The 16,923-nt window shown below is 70.1% G+C and carries 24 protein-coding genes and 1 tRNA gene; 14 read left to right on the forward strand and 11 right to left on the reverse strand.

The genetic code is table 11. From position 1 onward, the window contains the following. The first annotated feature begins 94 nt into the window (after positions 1 to 94). Positions 95 to 277, forward strand: a complete 183-nt coding sequence (locus AC1QRC_RS12680; RefSeq protein WP_484203659.1) for a CsbD family protein — start codon at positions 95 to 97, stop codon at positions 275 to 277. A 66-nt stretch (positions 278 to 343) separates the two neighbouring features. Here AC1QRC_RS12680 and AC1QRC_RS12685 read toward each other — a convergent pair whose 3' ends face one another. From AC1QRC_RS12685 to AC1QRC_RS12710, 6 genes are all read right to left on the reverse strand, one after another. Next, positions 344 to 1,687 (reverse strand): AI-2E family transporter, encoded by a 1,344-nt coding sequence (locus AC1QRC_RS12685; RefSeq protein ID WP_484203660.1) that lies wholly within the window; start codon positions 1,685 to 1,687, stop codon positions 344 to 346. After that, complete coding sequence (locus AC1QRC_RS12690) at positions 1,677 to 2,537, reverse strand: D-hexose-6-phosphate mutarotase (protein ID WP_484203661.1); 861 nt, start codon at positions 2,535 to 2,537, stop codon at positions 1,677 to 1,679. The genes AC1QRC_RS12685 and AC1QRC_RS12690 overlap by 11 nt, the downstream gene beginning before the upstream one ends. Positions 2,538 to 2,601: 64 nt before the next feature. Beyond that, entirely contained in the window at positions 2,602 to 2,958 is a 357-nt protein-coding gene (locus AC1QRC_RS12695; RefSeq protein WP_484203662.1) for a single-stranded DNA-binding protein, read from the reverse strand. A 108-nt stretch (positions 2,959 to 3,066) separates the two neighbouring features. Continuing rightward, a complete protein-coding gene (locus AC1QRC_RS12700) occupies positions 3,067 to 3,906 on the reverse strand; it encodes an aldo/keto reductase (RefSeq protein ID WP_484203663.1) in 840 nt (279 codons plus the stop codon). A gap of 34 nt (positions 3,907 to 3,940) precedes the next feature. After that, positions 3,941 to 4,014, reverse strand: a tRNA-Gly gene (locus AC1QRC_RS12705). Positions 4,015 to 4,131: 117 nt separating this feature from the next. Further along, the gene (locus AC1QRC_RS12710; protein WP_484203664.1) at positions 4,132 to 4,353 is read right to left on the reverse strand and encodes a hypothetical protein; all 222 of its coding nucleotides are present in this window, start codon (positions 4,351 to 4,353) and stop codon (positions 4,132 to 4,134) included. 72 nt (positions 4,354 to 4,425) lie between these two features. Between AC1QRC_RS12710 and AC1QRC_RS12715 the strand changes: the two genes are divergently transcribed. The 5 genes from AC1QRC_RS12715 to AC1QRC_RS12735 are packed head-to-tail and all read left to right on the forward strand — an operon-like array spanning position 4,426 to position 9,053. Beyond that, positions 4,426 to 5,331: a LysR substrate-binding domain-containing protein gene (locus AC1QRC_RS12715; protein WP_484203665.1), complete on the forward strand. Its 906-nt coding sequence runs from the start codon at positions 4,426 to 4,428 to the stop codon at positions 5,329 to 5,331. A 43-nt stretch (positions 5,332 to 5,374) separates the two neighbouring features. Continuing rightward, the gene (locus AC1QRC_RS12720; RefSeq protein WP_484203666.1) at positions 5,375 to 5,824 is read left to right on the forward strand and encodes a helix-turn-helix transcriptional regulator; all 450 of its coding nucleotides are present in this window, start codon (positions 5,375 to 5,377) and stop codon (positions 5,822 to 5,824) included. Positions 5,825 to 5,829: 5 nt separating this feature from the next. After that, the gene (locus AC1QRC_RS12725) at positions 5,830 to 6,243 is read left to right on the forward strand and encodes a VOC family protein (protein ID WP_484203667.1); all 414 of its coding nucleotides are present in this window, start codon (positions 5,830 to 5,832) and stop codon (positions 6,241 to 6,243) included. Continuing rightward, positions 6,240 to 8,618 (forward strand): ATP-binding cassette domain-containing protein, encoded by a 2,379-nt coding sequence (locus AC1QRC_RS12730; protein WP_484203668.1) that lies wholly within the window; start codon positions 6,240 to 6,242, stop codon positions 8,616 to 8,618. Before AC1QRC_RS12725 ends, AC1QRC_RS12730 begins: the two co-directional genes overlap by 4 nt. Before the next feature lie 45 nt (positions 8,619 to 8,663). Beyond that, on the forward strand, positions 8,664 to 9,053 hold the full coding sequence (locus AC1QRC_RS12735; protein WP_484203669.1) for an MmcQ/YjbR family DNA-binding protein: 390 nt from the start codon (positions 8,664 to 8,666) through the stop codon (positions 9,051 to 9,053). Here the strand turns inward: AC1QRC_RS12735 and AC1QRC_RS12740 are convergent. Next, positions 9,050 to 9,940: a nucleotidyltransferase domain-containing protein gene (locus AC1QRC_RS12740; RefSeq protein ID WP_484203670.1), complete on the reverse strand. Its 891-nt coding sequence runs from the start codon at positions 9,938 to 9,940 to the stop codon at positions 9,050 to 9,052. The two genes, AC1QRC_RS12735 and AC1QRC_RS12740, sit on opposite strands and share 4 nt — an antisense overlap. A gap of 59 nt (positions 9,941 to 9,999) precedes the next feature. On the opposite strand from AC1QRC_RS12740, the gene AC1QRC_RS12745 reads away from it, so the two are divergent. The 7 genes from AC1QRC_RS12745 to AC1QRC_RS12775 all read left to right on the forward strand — a co-directional run bounded on the left by AC1QRC_RS12745 (position 10,000) and on the right by AC1QRC_RS12775 (position 13,902). Next, positions 10,000 to 10,386, forward strand: a complete 387-nt coding sequence (locus AC1QRC_RS12745; RefSeq protein WP_484203671.1) for a hypothetical protein — start codon at positions 10,000 to 10,002, stop codon at positions 10,384 to 10,386. A gap of 34 nt (positions 10,387 to 10,420) precedes the next feature. Continuing rightward, entirely contained in the window at positions 10,421 to 10,867 is a 447-nt protein-coding gene (locus AC1QRC_RS12750) for a hypothetical protein (RefSeq protein ID WP_484203672.1), read from the forward strand. 135 nt (positions 10,868 to 11,002) lie between these two features. Beyond that, positions 11,003 to 11,617, forward strand: coding sequence for an alpha/beta fold hydrolase (locus tag AC1QRC_RS12755; protein ID WP_484206635.1), 615 nt, complete (start codon positions 11,003 to 11,005; stop codon positions 11,615 to 11,617). A gap of 59 nt (positions 11,618 to 11,676) precedes the next feature. Further along, complete coding sequence (locus AC1QRC_RS12760; protein WP_484203673.1) at positions 11,677 to 12,261, forward strand: mismatch-specific DNA-glycosylase; 585 nt, start codon at positions 11,677 to 11,679, stop codon at positions 12,259 to 12,261. A 48-nt stretch (positions 12,262 to 12,309) separates the two neighbouring features. Next, the gene (locus tag AC1QRC_RS12765; RefSeq protein ID WP_484203674.1) at positions 12,310 to 12,759 is read left to right on the forward strand and encodes an N-acetyltransferase family protein; all 450 of its coding nucleotides are present in this window, start codon (positions 12,310 to 12,312) and stop codon (positions 12,757 to 12,759) included. A gap of 115 nt (positions 12,760 to 12,874) precedes the next feature. Then, positions 12,875 to 13,507, forward strand: a complete 633-nt coding sequence (locus tag AC1QRC_RS12770) for a hypothetical protein (protein WP_484203675.1) — start codon at positions 12,875 to 12,877, stop codon at positions 13,505 to 13,507. Further along, entirely contained in the window at positions 13,504 to 13,902 is a 399-nt protein-coding gene (locus AC1QRC_RS12775; RefSeq protein WP_484203676.1) for a GntR family transcriptional regulator, read from the forward strand. The genes AC1QRC_RS12770 and AC1QRC_RS12775 overlap by 4 nt, the downstream gene beginning before the upstream one ends. Positions 13,903 to 13,904: 2 nt before the next feature. On the opposite strand, the gene AC1QRC_RS12780 is transcribed toward AC1QRC_RS12775, so the two are convergent. Continuing rightward, complete coding sequence (locus AC1QRC_RS12780) at positions 13,905 to 14,234, reverse strand: hypothetical protein (RefSeq protein ID WP_484203677.1); 330 nt, start codon at positions 14,232 to 14,234, stop codon at positions 13,905 to 13,907. Positions 14,235 to 14,335: 101 nt separating this feature from the next. On the opposite strand from AC1QRC_RS12780, the gene AC1QRC_RS12785 reads away from it, so the two are divergent. Continuing rightward, positions 14,336 to 15,352 (forward strand): Imm26 family immunity protein, encoded by a 1,017-nt coding sequence (locus AC1QRC_RS12785; protein ID WP_484203678.1) that lies wholly within the window; start codon positions 14,336 to 14,338, stop codon positions 15,350 to 15,352. Positions 15,353 to 15,532: 180 nt separating this feature from the next. On the opposite strand, the gene AC1QRC_RS12790 is transcribed toward AC1QRC_RS12785, so the two are convergent. From AC1QRC_RS12790 to AC1QRC_RS12800, 3 genes are all read right to left on the reverse strand, one after another. Further along, complete coding sequence (locus AC1QRC_RS12790) at positions 15,533 to 15,736, reverse strand: hypothetical protein (protein ID WP_484203679.1); 204 nt, start codon at positions 15,734 to 15,736, stop codon at positions 15,533 to 15,535. 79 nt (positions 15,737 to 15,815) lie between these two features. Beyond that, positions 15,816 to 16,298 (reverse strand): class I SAM-dependent methyltransferase, encoded by a 483-nt coding sequence (locus AC1QRC_RS12795; protein WP_484203680.1) that lies wholly within the window; start codon positions 16,296 to 16,298, stop codon positions 15,816 to 15,818. A gap of 99 nt (positions 16,299 to 16,397) precedes the next feature. Then, positions 16,398 to 16,847, reverse strand: a complete 450-nt coding sequence (locus AC1QRC_RS12800; protein WP_484203681.1) for a hypothetical protein — start codon at positions 16,845 to 16,847, stop codon at positions 16,398 to 16,400. Between the last annotated feature and the right edge of the window lie 76 nt (positions 16,848 to 16,923).

The raw sequence follows: 16,923 nt of genomic DNA on the forward strand, positions 1-16,923 counted from the left end.
CCACGCCGGGTGTTCGCTCGCGCCTCAACTTGCGTCGGCACCGGGGGCGGACGAGGGTGGAGGTGTCCGTTCCGCTCGAGCAGAGGAGTTCAGCATGGGTATCGGAGACAAGATCAGCAACGCCTTCGACGAGGCCAAGGGCAAGGTCAAGGAGACCGCGGGCGACGCGACCGACAACGAGTCGCTGGAGGCCGAGGGACGCGGGGACCAGGTCGAGGCGAACGCCAAGCAGGCCGTGGAGAAGGGCAAGGACGCCTGGAACGACGCGACCAGGTAGGTCGCCCGCGGCAGGAGAACGGGGCGTCACCGGGAGTCCGGTGGCGCCCCGTTGTCGTGTCTGGGGTCAGCGGCGTCCGAAGAGCCGTCGCAACCAGCCCAGGGGGCCCTTTCGGGGTTCTTCGACGGCCAGCGCCGCCTCGGGGTCGTCGTCCCCGCCGTGGTCGCGGGCGAAGCGGGCGGCGTCGTCCTGGGTCTGCCGGGCCAGCACGGCCCCCTCGGGGGTGGCGACCTGGACGTCGTCGGCGCTGATGTCCCCCGAGACCAGGTCGACCTGCTCCCCGAGGTAGCGCAGCACGACCACGATGGAGGCGGCGACCGGGACCGCGAGGAAGGCGCCGGCGATCCCGAAGAGGGTGCCGCCGGCGGCGACGGCCAACAGGATGATGGCCGCGTGCAGCTTCATGCTCCGGCCCTGCAGGAAGGGCTGCAGCACGTTGCCCTCGACCTGCTGGACCACGATGATCAGCACCAGCACGGCGAGCGCGATCTGCCACCCATTGGTCACCAGGGCCACCAGCACCGCCAACGAGCCGGCGACGAAGGCGCCGACGATGGGGATGAAGCCGCCGAAGAAGGTCAGCACGGCCAGGGCCAGGGCCAGCGGCACCTGCAGCGCCAGCAGCCCGATCCCGATGAAGATGGCGTCGACGCCGCTGACGATGGCCTGGGTGCGGATGAAGCCGCCGAGGGTGCGCCAGACCCTCGTCAGCACCTCGGTCAGGTGGCGTCCGGCGGTGCGCCCGGCGTTGCGGCGCACCCACGGCAGGAAGTTGGGGCCGTCCTTGATGAAGAAGAAGGTCAACACCAGGACCAAACCCAGGGTCACCAGGCCGGAGCCGACCGCCGAGACGCCGGTGAAGACACCGGCCGCGATCTCGCTGGCCCGGCCCTGCAGGAAGGCCACCACCTGGGCGACCCAGTCGTCGAGCTGCTCGTTGTCCAGGTTGGCGGGTGGTCCGGAGAGCCACTCCCGGACCTGGACCAGGCCCTCGCTGGCAGAGTCGACGACCTCCGAGGCCTGGCTGATGACCGAAGGGGCGATGGAGGCGAAGATCCCCAGGATGATCACGATGGCGCCCACCAGCCCGGTGGCGGCGGCCGCCGCTGGCGGGAACCCCTTGGAGCGCAGCCACCCGACCGGCGGCCAAAGGACGGTGGCCACGATCAGGGCCAGCATGATCGGGAAGACCCCGACCCACACCCGGGCCAGCAGCCAGAGCAGGATGGCGACCGCGACCGCGATGAGGATGAAGCGTCCCGACCACGCGGCCAGCACCCGGAAGCCGTAGCCGAGCACGATGGCCCGGTCCGTGCCGGTGTTGCTCAGCGGCGCCGGGGCTTGCTGCCCCTCCTCGGCGGGGTCGCTCGCGTAGGGGACCTCGTCCTCCCCGGGTTGTTCAGTGCTCATCGGGTTCCCCTCGGTAGCGTGTCACGGTGATGGTGGTGGCCGTCGTCCACGTGGCGCCCGGTGCCAGGACGACCGCGTTGCCGGCGACGTTGCCTGCCTCGACGCACATCATCCGGTGCCAGTCGTCCGGCGCCATGTCACCGATATCTTGCCCCTTCTCCGGCCCGGGATTCCACACGACGGTGTCGCGGGCGCCCTCGGAGGCGATGCTCAGGGTGCGCCCCCGGACGGGGTCGTGCACCTCGACGGGGTCCGCGGTGTGGTAGATCCGGTCGGTCTCGCCGCGCAGCCGCAGCGTGCCCTCCGGCTCGTGCACCCCGCCCGTGACCTTGTCGAACCAGGTGGCTCCCGACAGGCCCGTCACCCGGACCCGGGCCACGTCCCCGACCGCCAGGTAGCTGTGCAGGGCCACCTCGTAGTCGAAGGGCTCGGCCCCGGTGTTGGCGACGGTCAGGGCGACCCGGGCCTGATCGCCCACCTCCACCTGGCACCGGGCGTGGAAGTCGTGGCGCCACCGGTCGCGTCCGGGCAGTGCGTCGACGTCGGCCGGGGTCAGTTCCCACGCCCACCGCACGGCCTCGCCGTCGGCCACCTCGTCCACCAGTCGCCACGGGGCGATGCGGGCGAAGCCGTGGGCGGGGGAGTGGGCGCCGTCGCGCCCGGGCCCGAACCAGGGCCAGCAGATCGGCACCCCTCCGCGGATCGCGGTGCCTGGACCGGGCCGGGTGAGACCGCTGAGGTAGAGCACGGGCTCGCCGTGCTGTTCCCACGCGGCGAGCTGGGCGCCGTGGTCGTATGCCGTGCAGGTGCCGTCCCGCAGGGGGTGGGTGCGCGGAGTGGTGACGGGCATGACCCCGACGATACGACCCCGGCCGCGGCACGTCCTGCAGGCGGGGTGGCACCGGGACGCGTCGTCACGACCGGGGTGGCCGGCGCACCCGGGTGGCCTCGACCTCGTAGCGCGAGACCCGCCCCTGCCCGGAGGCGAAGAAGCGGCGGCGGAGGGCGCCCTCGACCTCGACCGTGTCACCGACGGCCAGGCGCACGGCATACCCCCGGGTGCGTGCGGTCCAGCAGGCGATGTCGATGGCGTCCACCGCCCCACGCCGACCCTGGCCGCGCCGCCGGGGTCGGGGCACCGCCACCCGGAAGGTGACGACCAGGTCACCGCTGGGTAGCTCGCGGGTCTGGGGGGTGGCGCTGATCCGCCCGCGCAGTTGCACGGCGTTCAGCGGCTCCGTCCCGGCGTCGGTCGTGGTCCCTGTGCCCATGGCTGCCCCTCCGTCGTGGACGGCCCCCTGCCGCCCGTGTCCTCCATGGTGCCGCAGCCGGTCGGGTCGGGGTGCGAGACCGTCAGGGACCTGTGGATAACCGTCGGGTCACATCTCCTCGTGGGTGTCCGGGTCGCCCCCGAACAGCCTGCCGTCGGGCCGGGCCAACCCGGCAAGGGCCGCCATCTGGTCGGCGTCCAACTCGAACCCGAAGACGTCCAGGTTGGCCCGTTGCCGCTCGGGCGTCGCCGACTTCGGCACCGGGAGGACACCGCGCTGGACATGCCAGCGCAGGATCACCTGGGCCGGGGTCACCCCGTAGGCGTGTGCCGCCGCGGCGACCGGCGCGTCGTCGAAGGGTGCGTTGCGCTTGCCCAGCGGGCTCCAGGCCTGGGTGAGGATGCCCAGCCCGGCGTCCACGGCGAGCATGTGCTCCTGGGGGAAGAGGGGGTGGACCTCGAGTTGGTTGACGGCCGGCACCACGCCCGTCTCGTCGACGATCCGGGCCAGGTGCTCGGGGCCGAAGTTGGACACCCCGATCGATCTGGCCAGCCCACGCTCGCGCACCTCCACCAGGGCGGACCAGGCCTCGGCATACAGCCCGACGCTCGGGTTCGGCCAGTGGATCAGGACCAGGTCGAGGTAGTCCAGTCCCATCGTGCGCAGGGAGTCCTCGACAGAGCGCACCGCGAGGTCATGGGCATGGAACCTGCCGGGGACCTTGGTCGTGACCTGGACCTGCTCGCGAGGCAGACGGCTCTCGCGGACCGCCTGTCCGACCTCGGCCTCGTTGCCGTAGTTCACGGCCGTGTCGAGCAGTCGATAGCCGGCGTCGAGCGCGGAACGGATGGCGGTCACGGCGTCCGAGCCCTTGAGCGGGTAGGTGCCGAAGCCGATGGCCGGCAGCACGGTGCCGTCGTGCAGGGTGTGGGTCGGGGAGGTGCTCATGCCGGCACGTTACGGCGTGGACCGGCTGGGGAAGTGGAGCGGGTGGCAAGAATTGCACTCACGTCTTCCTCCTGGAAGGAGGCTGTTCTGCTACTGAACTACACCCGCGAACGCGTCCGAGGATAGCCCACCGGGGGCGCGGCTCATGCACGCCACGCCAGCGGACGCGTCGACCCCGGCGCGGACAGGGGGAAGATCCTGCCCACGACCGGGGTCGCAGAGGTGTCAGGCGGCTGGGGTGACGCTGCGGGGGGCGGGCACCGGGTACGTGTGCGCCTGACCGGCATCGCTGACCGTCCAGAGGCCCCGGCGGATGGTCGCGGCGACATCGGCAGCGCTGCGGAGGGGCAGGCGCTCCCGGGGCGCGATGGTGGACCGGCCGATCACCAGGAAGGTCGCGGCCAGCAGCAGGACGTAGAGGAGGCTGAGGAGGATTTCGGTGGTCATGCATCCAGTGTGGAAGACTCAACCACAAAGATCCAGCGCATGTTTCTAACGGATACCGTGTAGCATCGCTGCATGTTCAACCTGGATCAGCTGGTCACTCTGCGGGCGGTCGTGGAGGACGGCACGGTGGCCGCCGCCGCGACCCGCCTCGGCTACAGCCCGTCGGCGGTCAGCCAGCAGCTGGCCCGCCTGGAGACCGATGCCCGTCAGGTGCTGATGCGCCGGCAGGGACGCAACATCGTGCCGACCGACGCCGCCCAAGTCCTGGTGCGCGCCGCCGCGGAGATGAGCGCACTGGAGGAACGGGCCAGGGCCGAGCTGGAGCTGCTGACCCACCGGGTCTCCGGGACGGTCAGTCTCAGTGCCTTTCCCACCGCCGTCCGGGGCATCTGCGTGGCAGCGATCGCCTCCCTGCGGGAACGCCACCCCGGCGTGAGCGTCACGCTGGGGGACAGTGCGCCCGAGCCGGGACTGGCCGCGGTCGCCCGGGGGGACCTCGACCTGGCGATCATCCACGACTGGACCGAGGACCACCTGCAGATCCCCGGTGGCGTGGTGACCTCCCACCTGGGCACCGACCCGGTGGACCTGGTTCTGCCGGTCGGCCACCGTCTCGCCGACCAGTCCGTCATCGACATCGGTGACCTGGACGGGGAGGACTGGGTCAACGACTCGCCGGGCATCTGCAGCCGCAAGCTGCTGCAGTCTCTCCGGGAGCGGCAATTGGACTACCGGATCAGCTGCGTCCTGGACGACTATCAGTCCCAGGTGAGGGCCACGGCATACGGCCTGGGGTTGACCCTGCTGCCGCGGCTGGGGCGCGACCCCCTGCCGGACAGCGTGGTGGCCGTGCCGCTGGTCGACCCGCCGACCCGCCGCATCCTCACCGCACACCGCCGGGACAGCGACCAGCGCCCCGCACTGCAGGCCCTGCTGCGGGAGCTGCGCGCGGCGTGGGAAGCCCTGCCTGATCAGTAGAGCATCGCCCGGGAGGTGGCGTGGGGTGGGAGGATGGGAGGCGATGACCAGTCCGTCCCCCGAGTCCGAGCGCCTGCGTGACCTGGCGCGGCTGCGGCGTGTCCGGGACCGTATGGACCGGGAGTACGACCAGCCCCTGGATGTGGCCGCGCTGGCCCGGGGTGAGCACATGTCGGCGGGACACCTGAGCCGGCAGTTCCGGCTCGCCTTCGGCGAGTCGCCGTACTCCTACCTGATGACGCGGCGGATCGAGCGGGCGATGGCGCTGCTGCGCCGCGGGGACCTGAGCGTCACGGAGGTCTGCTTCGCGGTGGGATGCTCCTCGTTGGGGACCTTCAGCACCCGCTTCACCGAGCTGGTGGGGGTGCCGCCGAGCGTCTACCGCACCCAGGCCGACGACGCCACGGCGGGGATGCCACCGTGCGTGGCGAAGAAGGTCACCCGACCGGTCAGGAATCGAGAAGCCGCGTCGGACCGGTCACCACTAGCGTGACCCTCATGAGCCTTCGCATCCACGCCAGTTTCCTCCCGCACACTGACCCGGAGGAGTCCCTCGCCTTCTACCGCGACGTCGTCGGTTTCGAGGTCCGCAACGACGTTGGCTACGAGGGGATGCGGTGGATCACGGTCGGGCCCGGCGACCAGCCGGAGACCTCGATCGTGCTGCACCCGGTCGGGGTCGGGACGGGCATCACCGAGGACGAGCGGCGCACCATCCTGGAGCTCGTGGCCAAGGGCACCTACTTCGGGGTCAATCTCGCCACCGACGACGTGGACGCGACCTTCGAGCAACTGCAGGGCGCAGGGGCCGAGGTGGCCCAGGAGCCGATCGACCAGCCCTATGGGGTGCGGGACTGCGCCTTCCGGGACCCGGCGGGCAACGAGCTGCGAATCCAGGGACCCACCCGATGACCCGGGGCGCCGCAGGGGCGAATCCCGCCGACAGTCACGACCTGATCCGGGTGCAGGGCGCCCGGGAAAACAACCTCAAGGAGGTGACCGTCGAGATCCCGAAGCGACGGTTGACCGTCTTCACCGGGGTGTCCGGGTCCGGCAAGAGCTCCCTGGTGTTCGACACCGTCGCGGCCGAGTCGCGACGGATGATCAACGAGACCTACAGCGCGTTCCTCCAGGGATTCATGCCCTCGCTGGCCCGTCCCGACGTCGACCGGCTCGAGGGGCTGACGACGGCGATCATCGTCGACCAGGAGCGGATCGGGGCCAATCCGCGCTCGACCGTGGGGACCGTCACCGATGCCAACGCGATGCTCCGCATCCTCTTCAGCCGGATCGGGCAGCCCCACGTCGGTCCGCCGACGGCGTTCTCCTTCAACGTCCCGACGCGCCGCGCCAGCGGGGTGATGACCACCGAGAAGGGGGGCCACACCGAGCGTGCGATGGTCAAGGACGCCGTCTATCTCGGGGGGATGTGCCCGCGCTGCGAGGGCAAGGGTGCAGTGAGCGACTTCGACCTGACAGCCCTGTATGACGAGACCAAGTCGTTGTCCGAGGGGGCACTGAAGGTCCCGGGCTTCAGCATGGACGGCTGGTACGGCCGCATCTTCGCCGGGGCGGGGTTGCCGATGGACAAGCCGATCGCGAAGTTCACCAAGCGGGACCTCGAGAAGTTGCTGCACGCCAAGCCGGAGAAGATCAAGGTCGAGGGGGTCAACCTCACCTATGAGGGGCTGATCCCCAAGATCCAGAAGTCCATGCTGTCCAAGGACGTGGAGTCGATGCAGCCGCACATCCGCGCCTTCGTCGAGCGGGCGATCACCTTCCAGACCTGCCCAGAGTGTGACGGCACGCGGCTGACCGCAGAGGTGCTGGCCTGCAAGATCGCGGGCAAGAGCATCGCCGACCTGTGCCGTATGCAGATCAGCGACCTCGCGGTGTGGGTCAGCGAGCTGGACGAGCCGTCGGTGGCCCCCCTGGTGGGTGGCCTGCAGCACCTGCTGGACTCCTTCACCCAGATCGGCCTGGGCTACCTGTCCCTGGACCGGCCGTCCGCGACACTCTCCGGCGGCGAGGCGCAACGGGCCAAGATGATCCGGCACCTGGGGTCCTCGCTCACCGACGTGACCTACGTCTTCGACGAGCCCTCGATCGGGCTGCACCCGCACGACATCGAGCGGATGAACGTGCTGCTCCTGCAGCTGCGGGACAAGGGCAACACGGTCCTGGTCGTGGAGCACAAGCCCGAGATGATCGCCATCGCCGACCACGTGGTCGACCTCGGCCCTGGTGCGGGTGTGGACGGCGGGGAGGTCTGCTTCGAGGGCGACGTGGAGGGTCTGAGGGACAGCGACACGGTGACGGGCCGGCATCTGGACGACCGGGCGCGGCTGAAGGAGTCGGTGCGCGAGGCCACCGGTGTCCTGGAGGTCCGGGCCGCCTCGACCCACAACCTGCAGGACGTCGACGTCGACATCCCCACCGGGGTGCTGTGTGTGCTCACCGGGGTCGCGGGCTCGGGCAAGAGCTCCCTGATCCACGGGTCGGTGGCCGACCGTGACGGCGTCGTGGTGATCGACCAGGGCGGGATCAAGGGCTCGCGGCGCAGCAACCCCGCCACCTACACGGGGGTGCTCGACCCGATCCGCAAGGCCTTCGCCAAGGCCAACGGCGTCAAGCCCGCACTGTTCAGCTCCAACTCCGAGGGCGCCTGCCCCACCTGCAAGGGCGCGGGGGTCATCTACACCGAGCTCGGGGTGATGGAGACGGTGGAGACCCCCTGCGAGGAGTGCGAGGGCAAGCGGTTCCAGGCCGAGGTGCTGGAGTACACCCTCGCGGGACGCAACATCGCCGACGTGCTGGCCATGTCGGTGGCTCAGGCGGAGGAGTTCTTTGCCGAGGGAGAGGCCCGGACCCCGGCGGCGCACAAGATCCTGGACCGGCTGGCCGACGTGGGACTGGGCTACCTCAGCCTGGGCCAACCACTCACCACGCTCTCCGGCGGGGAACGGCAGCGGCTCAAGCTCGCCAACCAGATGGGTGACAAGGGCGACACCTACATCCTCGACGAGCCCACGACCGGGCTCCACCTGGCCGACGTCGAGCAGCTCCTCGGCCTGCTCGACCGACTGGTCGACTCGGGCAAGTCTGTCATCGTGATCGAGCACCACCAGGCGGTCATGGCGCACGCGGACTGGATCATCGACCTCGGGCCCGGGGCCGGGCACGACGGTGGGACGGTCGTCTTCGAGGGGCCACCGACCGACCTGGTCGCCGACGCCTCCACGGTGACCGGTCGCCACCTGGCCGACTACGTCCGGGCCCAGGGCTGAGGCCGAGGAGTCCGCGCTGTCGGACCCCTGCGGCACAGTGATCCCGTGGCAGAACGTCCGGATGTCCCGATCGAGTGGATCGAGCGGTGTGACCGTGTGCTGGGCGCCCTACCCCGATGCGCCGAGGAGGACGCCTGGGTCGGGGTGCGCTGGCGGGTGGGCAGCGCGACGGTGGCGCACCTGTTCGGTGGCGAGGACCAACGGTTCCGGGCGGTCTTCCGAGCCGACCCCGAGGAGGTGATGGCCTTCGAGGCGATGGGTGAGCCCTACTTCCGTGCCGGGTGGGGCAGCAACGTCGTGGGGCTCATCCTCGACGAGGAGACCGACTGGCAGGAGGTCGCCGAGCTGCTCGTGGCGTCCTACTGCCTGCAGGCGCCCCGCAAGCTCGCCGAGCAGGTCATGCAGGAATGGAGCCCCGGCCAGGCAGGGGCCTAGGAACCGGAGTCGCCCGTTGCGCCCCAGTAGGCCAGGTGCGCGCGGTGGAGCCACCCGTCGACCCACTGCCGGTCCGGCTCCTCGGGCACCCCGGAGGTATGCCGTAGCGCGGTGAGGCGGGACTCGGCGCGGTCGATCTCACCAACCACCTCGGCGAGGGGCACCTCACCCCGGCGGACGCGGCGCAGGTAGCTGCGTTCCGGCTCGGGCACCGGCAGGGTGATCCGTCCGGTGGTGAGGAACTCCACTCCCTGGATCCCCAGCCGCAGCGCGTGCATCGAGAACTTGGTGTCGTAGCCGTGCGCGGCCACCAACTCCGGCCGGTTGGTGTGTGCGGCGGACTCGCCGGTCATTGCCCTGCGCTGGGCCCGGAGGTAGCCCAGGAACCGCTCGGCGGCGAGCCGGGAGACGAAACGGTCGGCGTGGTCCACCAACTCGGCGCCGGCGGCATCGCGGTGCACGACCTCCTCGTCGGGGACGAACAGCGCCAGGAGCACCGTCGGGTTGCCCTCCAGCGCCAGCCGGCACCACTTGCGGGCGGAGTAGACGACGACGTCCAGGTCGCCGGCGCCGGATCGGTTGGCCAGCCCACCGGGCCGGTCCCACGCCGTGTGCCGCTGGTACTGCTCGAAGGAGACGGGTCGGGTCGTGGCGCCGGTCCCACGGGGCACCCGGGCCAGTCCCGTCACGTGCGCCGGGGGCTCCAGGCAGATGCCCATCTCGTCCCGGTCGTCCTGCCCCTGGATCGAGGTGCCGTGCACGCCCGAGCCCACCTGGACCCGCAGGATCAGCCCGTCCTCGGCGATCCGGCGGGCCTCCTCCGACGCGTGCGGGTGGGCGAAACCCGGCGGGAGCACCCGATCACCGGAGATCACCGTCGCTGCCATGTCAGGAGGGTACGCCCGGACCCCCTGACGCCCGGGGCAGCGGCGGGCATGATGGTGCCATGAGCATCGCTGTCGACCTCGCCTCGCTGGACAAAGCGCTCGGGCGCCACCACACGGCATACCTGCTGACCGGCGGCGGGGAGCGGCCACACGTCGCCGAGGTCTTCCCGCGTCTGGTCGACGGCGTCCTCCTGCTCGACGAACCGGGCAGGACCGCCCGCCGTGTGGTGGGGGAGAAGCCGAACGTGACGCTGCTGCTGCCACCGCGCGAGCAGGCGGGCTACACCCTCATCGTGGACGGCGACGCGACGCTGGGCGACGCGGGAGAGCTGCGCATCGTCCCCACCCACGCGGTCCTGCACCGCGCCGCGGCCCACGGGCACCAGGTGGACCCGGCCTCGAACTGCCGCAACGACTGTCGTCCCCTCGACGACGCCACGTCGTGACCGGCCGGGGCGCGCACGTGAGCCAGAACCTTCCATGATCCGGGAGCGACGGGCCGAAGACCTGGGCCGGCTCTGCGTGCTGCTGAGTGACATGGGCCGTCCGGAGCCGGGCTTGTCCACGGGCCGGCTCCGGGAGTGGCTCGTCGGCGACCGCGTCGAGGTGTCGTGGGTCTTCGACCAGGCACCGGTGCCGGTAACTCCGACGAAGAACGTGGTCGGGCACGTCCAGATCTGTCGGCCTGACCCCACGGAGCGGTGCCTCGTGATCGATCGGCTCTTCGTCCGGCCGGGTCCCCACGAGGTCGGCATCACCCGCTATCTGCTCACGGAGGCGGTCAAGCACATCCGGAGGGAGGAGATGGCGCCGGTGCTGTGCCTGCGCTGGGAATCGCCCCACGTCCGGCAGGTGGCCGAGCGGCTCGGCCTCCGGGAGACGCCCTCACATGACTCGGGCCTGACCCTGATGGCGGGTGCCCCGTGACCCTGTCGATCCACGAGTTCGGCCAGCCCAGCGGCCCGGAGATCGTGCTGCTCCACGGCCTCACGGAGGCTGGCACTACGTGGCCAGATGTGGTCGAACGGTGGGGGAGTCACTGGCGACTAGCTGGCCCCTGACCTGCGCGGCCACGGCGCCTCCCCACGGTTCACCCCGACGCAGTTGGCCACGGTGATGGACGTGCTCGTCGACGACGTGGTCCAGGTGTTGGAGTCGGTATGTCGTGGGCCGGCCGTGGTCCTCGGGCATTCCCTGGGGGGTCGGCTGGGTCTCCTGGCCGCCATCCAGCGCCCGGACCGTTTCACCCGGCTCGTGTTGGAGGATCCCGCGCTGGTGAGTGCCCCGGTCACGCCCGACGGCTTCGCGGCCGAGCAGGAGCGATTCCTGGACAGCTTCGCCGACGGGGGAGTGGGGGAGGCGCGGCGGATGAGACGGGACAGCGACTGGCCCAGGGCAGAGATCGACGCCTGGGCGGCCTGCAAGCCGCGGGTCGACCGGGAGATGATCCGACGCCTGCAGTTGGGGGAGTTGGATGCTGTCGCGGCGTTGCAACGGATCGCGGTGCCCACCCTCCTGGTGGTGCCGTCGGACGGCGAGACTGCGCGGCACCGAGGCCTCGTCACCAACCCGCTCGTCGAAGCCGCACTGCTGCCGGGGGTCGGGCATTGCGTCCGCCGCGACGATCCGGACGGCTTCCACGCCGTCGTCGACCCGTTCCTCACGCCGGACAGCTGATCCGCGATCATCGTGGGGAACCACCCTCGAGGACTGGTGGGAGAGAGGAGCGGCCTGCCGTGGCGCGCTACACCCGTGCGCAGCTGGAGCGCTACCGCGATGCCGTGGTCCCAGACCTGGCGGGGCACCCGGACGCCGGGGACCCGCCGGTGCGGCTGCTGTTCGTCGGGATCAACCCCGGTCTGTGGACGGCCGCGACCCAGACCCACTTCGCCCACCCGGGCAACCGTTTCTACCCGGCCCTGTTCCGGGCCGGGATCCTCGAGCGAGCGATCGACCCGGCCGCCGGGATGGACGGGGCCGATCGCAGGCACCTGATAGACCGCGGGATCGCGATCACCAACCTGGTGTCGCGGGCCACCGCCAGGGCCGACGAACTGTCCCGCGAGGAGCTGCTCGCCGGCGGGGCACACCTGCGCTCCACGGTGAGCCGGCTCCGACCCGGCGTGGTGGCGGTCGCCGGCATCACGGCATACCGGAGTGCCTTCGGGGTCCGCGGGGCAAAGGTGGGGCGGCAGCCCGAAACCCTCGAGGGCGCGGCCTTGTGGGTGGTGCCCAACCCCAGTGGTCTGAACGCCCACGAGACGGTGGAGACCCTCGCCATCGCCTACGCCGCGCCGGCGCGGGAGGCCGGGCTGGTCTGACCCGCCAGGCCCCCGACGCCCGCCAAGCCCTCCTGGGAGACTGTGCCCATGGAGATCCGTCGTGCCGACCGGTCGGACCTCACCGCCCTGGCCCTGCTGATCTGGAGGTTCGCGCCGCCAGGGGAGCAGGACGGGCAGACGCTCGGGGCCTTCGAGCGCGACCTCGCCACGTGGTGGGCGGCGCACGATGCCTCGCACCGCGCGTTCCTCGCCGTCCAGGCAACGGGTGAGGCGGTCGGGATGGCCTGGGTGGCCCTGGTCCCGCGGGTCGCCCGCCCCGGAGTGACGGACCGCTTGTCGGCCGACGTCCAGAGCGTGTTCGTCCTCCCCGAACACCGTGGACATGGCATCGGCGCTGCCCTCGTGGCCGAGGCCACCGGCCACGCCTTCGGCGCAGGGGCGAGTCGGGTCACGGTCCAGTCGGGGAGCAAGTCCGTGCCGGTCTATGAGCGCCTCGGGTTTGCCTCCTCGCGCGAACTCCTCCAGAAACGGCCCTGACCCCACCCGTCCGCCGGGGGAGCACGCGCGAGGGCCCTCTTGTCCCAAGGGCTTGACACAACGGACGCGCAGGCGCCACCCTTCTTGTACCAGACATGTGACACAAGGAGGATCCATGAGTCTCGTCCCCGTCGCACTGGTGCTGTTGTTGCTGCTGCTCATCGCGGCGGCCGGCCTGGTGGCGGTCCTGCTCCTGCGCGCACTCCGGAGCGGCGGCGTGCGCTGGTCACAGATTGATGATCCTGTGGCTCGGCGCTGGCGGGACCAGACCACCACGGCGTGGCGGGCCGGCATCGTCGTCGCGGGCCTCACCGTGGTGCTCATCGTGACTCTGGACGACCTGGGTCGGGGACTGGTGCTCGCTCCGGTGGGACTCGTCGTCCTGCTGCTCGGTGCCGCGCTTGCCCTCCGCGTGGCCGTGGATCGGCCGCGCAGCGGCCCGGGGGCCCGCGAGCGCTACCTGGACGACCTGATCCGACGGACGAGTGCGCAGCGGGTCGTCGGGGTCGTGTCCCTGGCCAGCTTCGGCACCACGTTCCTGGTCGTGGCCATGGCTCTGATCGGCCTGAGCGGTGGCGGCGACACCGAGGTCCACCCCGCCTTCGGCATCGACTTCTTGACTCTCGGCTGGGTGCTGTTGAGCGTCTTGTGCTTCGCCGGTCTGGGTGTCGTGCTCGCGCTCTGCCACGTGTTTGCGCCACAGTTGCCGACCGGTGCGCTCCCCGCCCAGGAAGTCGTGCGGCCGTGAGGCTGGTCATCTCCCCGGCCGATCCGCGCCCGCCCTACGTCCAGGTCCGTGCCCAGATCCACGACGCGATCCTCAGCGGGCAGTTGCCGGACCGCGCCCAGCTACCACCGGTCCGTCAACTCGCGGCGGACCTGGGTTTGGCCAACGGCACGGTGGCCCGCGCCTACAAGGAGTTGGAGGCCGAGGGAGTCGTGCGCACCGCGCGTGGCGCGGGGACGCGGGTGATCGCCCCGGCCCTGAACACCACGCCCCGACCCGAGGAGGAGGTGCGCCGGGAGGCCAGTGCCCTGGTCCTCCGCCTGCGAGGACTGGGCCTGTCCGACGAGGCCGTGGTGGATGCCGTCCTCACGGCCCTGCGCGGGGCACGGGACGTCAGCCCTCCCGCGCGTCCCTGAGTTCACCTGTCGCGCTGGCCGTTCCACCAGCCACTCGACAACGCCGCATTCCACTCCGCCTCTGACGGGACGAGCAGTCCGGGATACCGCCCGTCGGCATCGTGATCGAAGCCCCACGCAGTGCTGACGACCTCGCCCTCGAGCCCGACGAACTCCACGAGGCAGTGGTTCAGACCCGGGCCGTAGAAGTCCTTGATCACCCCGGGGTGATGCCACTTGAGGATGCATCCGGCCCGGAGGAGATCGGGATCGAGCACGCCTTCGGCCTCATCCTCTCCGGCGTAGAGGACTGTCCGACCGATCTCGGCCTCGCTGGCCTGCAGGAACCTCACCGCAGGAGTGTCTCACCTGACGCCGGTCGGCTGGGTAGATTCTGGTCATGCGCCCCTGGAACATCTTCGTCGGTGGCCTCGCCCTGCTCATCGCGGGGGCCGTGGCGATCGGCGTCGCCTGGCCGGCGTTGGGGCAGGCCACTGTCGGCATGGCCGGGGCCGGGGGAGTCGCGCTGCTTCTCTGGGCCATGGCCACCAGTCGCAAGGCGGGCGTCGAGGATCGCTTTGCCGGATTCAGCGAGGCCTTCGAGGTGGCGATCCCGGTCGAGCGCACCGCTCCGGGCAAGCCGGTGCAGGTCCGCCTCTTCGGAGAGGCCAGGCGGCTCTGGGCTCCGGGGATGCTGGGCGTCACCCACGGCGCCGCCGCCTTCATGCCGACCAAGGCCAAGCACTCGGACCGTGCCTGGGGTGGTGACGTCGAGTCTTTCGACATCGGCTCGATCCTGGGCCAATCCAGCTATCTACGGCTGCACACAGACGAGGGCGAGCTCCAGTTCGCGGTGCAAGTCTCTGCCAAGGAGCTCTCGGCGTGCGTGGAGCCGTGGCTGTCACAACCCTCGGCGTCCGGGGTGTCTGTTGCTTCCCCCACGCAGGTTCCCGAGGCCACTGTCGCTGACCAGACGACGGATACGTCCCTCGGGACGAACCTGCGGGTCCTGACCGACACCCCGCAGGCTCCGCGACAGGGCGACGCCTTTGCGCTCGCGCTGGCGGGGGAGACCTTCCTGTTCGGACGCGTGATCTCGACCGAGGCCCAGTGGACCCGTTCCGAGGGCCCCGGGACCGCCGTCCTGATCTACCTCTACGCCGAGTGGTCAACCCACAAGGAGATGCCCGATGCCGCAGCGCTCGGCCCGGAAAATCTGCTGGTCCCGCCCATCATGACCAACACCACGCCGTGGCGTCAGGGGGTCTTCGAGACCCTGGACAATGCGCAGCTTGAGCCCAAGGACGTCCTGGCGACCCATTGCTTCCGCACGAGGAACGGGTTGTACTTCGACGGATTCGGGAACGAGCTCGCCGGCCCCACCGAACCCGTGGGCACGATGGGACTGCACAACTTCCGCACAATCGACGACGCCGTCAGCGACGCGCTGGGGATACCTCGTGCACCCTGAAAGCCGTCCTTGGTCAAGCTTGGCCAAGGACGGGTAGGGGCTGGCAGCGGTCATGGTCACGCCTGGGCACATCGCCGATAAGTGACATTATGTTAAGTCTTGATGGGCCAACCACGCAGCCGGATCACTCGGAACCTCTGGCCTCCCTCCCCCTGGCGGGCCGTTGCATCAGCGCGACGATCAACGGCCCGGTTGTGTTGGCAGCGGCCTGAGTTTGAACATCAAGATGCCCAGATACTTGTTCATCGCTGCCTGCTTGTGCGGATAGCGCTCGGCCACCTCGGCGGACATCTGTGGTTCGACCGTGGCCTCGATCCACAACCCTGCAGCGCTGAAGGCGTTGAGCAGATCCGACATCGTGTAAGGACGCTTCGTGAGGGTCACCTGCTCGTCCCAGTTTCGGTGCTGGTAGGCAAAGGGCTCGCTTGCGAAGTACTCCTCCCCCAGGGAAGTTCCGTTCTGCTCAGCGCGCCAGACTGCGTATCGAATCGGCTGGGTCCTCGTGAGCAGGATGAAACCGTCCTCGGTCAACAACTCGCGCGCAGCCTGCAAGGCCTTGACTGCGTTCGCCGCGTATCCAAAGGACTGCAGAAACAGGATCCGGTCGAATCGCCCGGCCCCCAATCCCCTGGACCGCCGACAGGTCGGACAGGTCACCCACGATGAGCTCGACCCCTGGTGGTGGCGTGATGAAGTTCCCGCTGATGTCCACGCCGACCGACTGGCCGGCACCGTCGGCGGCCAACTGCGCGATCTTAGCCCCGTTGCCGCAACCGGCGTCCAGGACGGCAAGTCCGGTGACGTCGCCAAGGAGAGCTCGCTGCGCCGGCCACTCGACGAGCAGATCCAGCGAGTCCTCGCGGGCGCGTGCCTGCTCGTAGCCCGACGAGAGTGTCTGCCATGGACGGCTGGAGTCGCCGACGGCCGCGTTCCTCTTGCTCTCCATCTGAGAGGTCCCTTCTCTGCGCCCTGCTCGCGCGCTCCCCGGGCTTACAGTCACGCGGTGTCGCGGCCAACCCGAGGCAGGTATCGGCCACTTGGCCCACTACTTCTCGATTGCCGGAATGGTAAAGGTTCCAATCTTGGTGGTTCCGTCGCTTTCGTACACGTCCAGTACAAAGTCACGGGCGTAGCGTTCGTCTTGCCACTCGAGTGCTTCATGCGGAGACTTGAAATCCGGCGGATTCAACTGTTCCGCGTATACGAACCCTTCCTGCCCGCCGTCGGACACCACGAGGATCAGGTTTGGTTCCTCCTCTGGGACGTTCGCCTTGGCGACTGTCCCGTAGGTGAGTCCCTGCCCGTTCCTCGGGTAGTCCGGGTTCGCTGCTCTCGGAGGCTGGTCACCATAGACTTCGTTGTCAAGAGTTGCCGTCCCCATGGTCGCTTCCGCTAGCGCGATGCCGCCGTACGCACCGCCCACCGTCACTGCCGCGGCTGCGATCAGAGTCAGACCCGTTCGCTTGGTCGCGCCACGGATATCTTGTGCCGCCATGTGTTCAGCCTTCCTGGGCCGATTGCGATACCGGCAGGATAGTGCGCTCTCCGCGTGCCCGCATGCGCTTGATGAA

This window comes from Ornithinicoccus sp. (assembly GCF_057176825.1).

Coding starts and splice junctions, on each gene's coding strand:
- AC1QRC_RS12680 (WP_484203659.1), top strand. CDS start 95: ATGGGTATCGGAGACAAGATCAGCAACGCCTTCGACGAGGCCAAGGGC.
- AC1QRC_RS12685 (WP_484203660.1), bottom strand. CDS start 1,687: ATGAGCACTGAACAACCCGGGGAGGACGAGGTCCCCTACGCGAGCGAC.
- AC1QRC_RS12690 (WP_484203661.1), bottom strand. CDS start 2,537: ATGCCCGTCACCACTCCGCGCACCCACCCCCTGCGGGACGGCACCTGC.
- AC1QRC_RS12695 (WP_484203662.1), bottom strand. CDS start 2,958: ATGGGCACAGGGACCACGACCGACGCCGGGACGGAGCCGCTGAACGCC.
- AC1QRC_RS12700 (WP_484203663.1), bottom strand. CDS start 3,906: ATGAGCACCTCCCCGACCCACACCCTGCACGACGGCACCGTGCTGCCG.
- AC1QRC_RS12710 (WP_484203664.1), bottom strand. CDS start 4,353: ATGACCACCGAAATCCTCCTCAGCCTCCTCTACGTCCTGCTGCTGGCC.
- AC1QRC_RS12715 (WP_484203665.1), top strand. CDS start 4,426: ATGTTCAACCTGGATCAGCTGGTCACTCTGCGGGCGGTCGTGGAGGAC.
- AC1QRC_RS12720 (WP_484203666.1), top strand. CDS start 5,375: ATGACCAGTCCGTCCCCCGAGTCCGAGCGCCTGCGTGACCTGGCGCGG.
- AC1QRC_RS12725 (WP_484203667.1), top strand. CDS start 5,830: ATGAGCCTTCGCATCCACGCCAGTTTCCTCCCGCACACTGACCCGGAG.
- AC1QRC_RS12730 (WP_484203668.1), top strand. CDS start 6,240: ATGACCCGGGGCGCCGCAGGGGCGAATCCCGCCGACAGTCACGACCTG.
- AC1QRC_RS12740 (WP_484203670.1), bottom strand. CDS start 9,940: ATGGCAGCGACGGTGATCTCCGGTGATCGGGTGCTCCCGCCGGGTTTC.
- AC1QRC_RS12745 (WP_484203671.1), top strand. CDS start 10,000: ATGAGCATCGCTGTCGACCTCGCCTCGCTGGACAAAGCGCTCGGGCGC.
- AC1QRC_RS12750 (WP_484203672.1), top strand. CDS start 10,421: ATGATCCGGGAGCGACGGGCCGAAGACCTGGGCCGGCTCTGCGTGCTG.
- AC1QRC_RS12765 (WP_484203674.1), top strand. CDS start 12,310: ATGGAGATCCGTCGTGCCGACCGGTCGGACCTCACCGCCCTGGCCCTG.
- AC1QRC_RS12770 (WP_484203675.1), top strand. CDS start 12,875: ATGAGTCTCGTCCCCGTCGCACTGGTGCTGTTGTTGCTGCTGCTCATC.
- AC1QRC_RS12795 (WP_484203680.1), bottom strand. CDS start 16,298: ATGGAGAGCAAGAGGAACGCGGCCGTCGGCGACTCCAGCCGTCCATGG.
- AC1QRC_RS12800 (WP_484203681.1), bottom strand. CDS start 16,847: ATGGCGGCACAAGATATCCGTGGCGCGACCAAGCGAACGGGTCTGACT.